At 39.9% G+C, this 1,262-nt stretch carries 1 protein-coding gene; it reads left to right on the top strand.

What is annotated here, in order from left to right; all coding sequences use genetic code 11:
- The first annotated feature begins 82 nt into the window (after positions 1-82).
- A protein-coding gene (locus tag BFL01S_RS19635; RefSeq protein ID WP_144594449.1) for an IS3 family transposase occupies positions 83-1,233 on the top strand; the annotation gives its coding sequence in 2 pieces (ribosomal slippage) (positions 83-356 and positions 356-1,233; 1,152 coding nt in all).
- The last annotated feature ends 29 nt before the right edge of the window (positions 1,234-1,262 follow it).

Genomic DNA, 1,262 nt, shown 5'->3' with positions numbered 1-1,262 from the left:
ATAAAGTGAGACAAATAAAAAACACCTTTAAGTTGAAAACTGGGTATGTAGTACCTAACAATCACTTGGAGGTGTTTTTTCTATGGGAACAAGAGTCAGTTATCCAGTCGAAATAAAGTTAAAAGCGATTGAAATGAGGTTAGCCGGTGTACCTGTAAAAGAAGTCTTATCACAACTAAACATTCGGAATCCTACCCAATTAAAAACATGGATGAAGTGGTATCAAAATGGGGATGTACACCGGTTGGAACAGCCAGTAGGCAAGCAATATGCCTATGGAAAAGGTCCTGATTTTGAAAACGAGACAGCTAAGTTAAAGACTGAGAACCGACAATTAAAGCAACAAATCGAGATTTTAAAAAAGTACAAGGAATTGGAAAGGAAGTGGTACCAGAAATCGCAGTGAACCTAGTGGAAGAGTTAAAAGAACAAATCCCTATTTATCAAATCTGTTTCCATCTTGGTATTCCTCGGTCCACTTACTACCGTTGGAAGCAGCATAGTCAACAGGATACACGAAAGAAATGGATGGAACAGCAAGTGGGTGAACAATGTCGTGCACACAAGTTTCGATATGGCTATCGGAAGATCACAGCTGTACTCAAGCGAACCATGAAGATTAACCACAAGTTTGTGCAGCGTACCATGCAGAAATACGGTTGGCAATGTCGCGTTAAACGGAAGAAACGGCAGCGAACAGGGCAACCTTATCAGGTTGCAGAGAATATATTAAATCGTGACTTTCGAGCTGAACGCCCTCTTCAAAAGCTTGTGACCGATATTACGTACTTGCCTTTTGGGCCGAAACCATTGTATCTTTCAAGTATTCAAGATTTATTTAACGGAGAAATTATTGCGTATTCCATTGGTGATTGTCAAAATGTCGCGTTTGTTTTAGACACGCTTAACCAACTCCCTTCTCTACCGGAAGGGTGCACGTTGCATAGTGATCAAGGCTCTGTGTACACATCGTATGCTTATCAACAAACAATTAAAGAGAAAGGCATTATCATGAGTATGTCCCGAAAAGGGACGCCTGCAGATAATGCCTCAATTGAATCGTTTCATTCCTCACTAAAGTCTGAAACGTTCTACCTTGACGAGTTGACATACACTACGACTACCATCATAGAGCAAACCGTCAAAAGCTATATTACGTATTATAACCATGCCCGTATTCAAACAAAATTAAACAACCAGTCTCCTGTACAATACAGAAAACGGGTTGTTTAAAAGGTGTTTTGATTCCTGTCTCAAAAACA

This window comes from Priestia flexa NBRC 15715 (genome assembly GCF_001591565.1).
Taxonomy (GTDB): domain Bacteria; phylum Bacillota; class Bacilli; order Bacillales; family Bacillaceae_H; genus Priestia; species Priestia flexa.
This window is presented reverse-complemented; position numbering and strand designations above follow the sequence as displayed.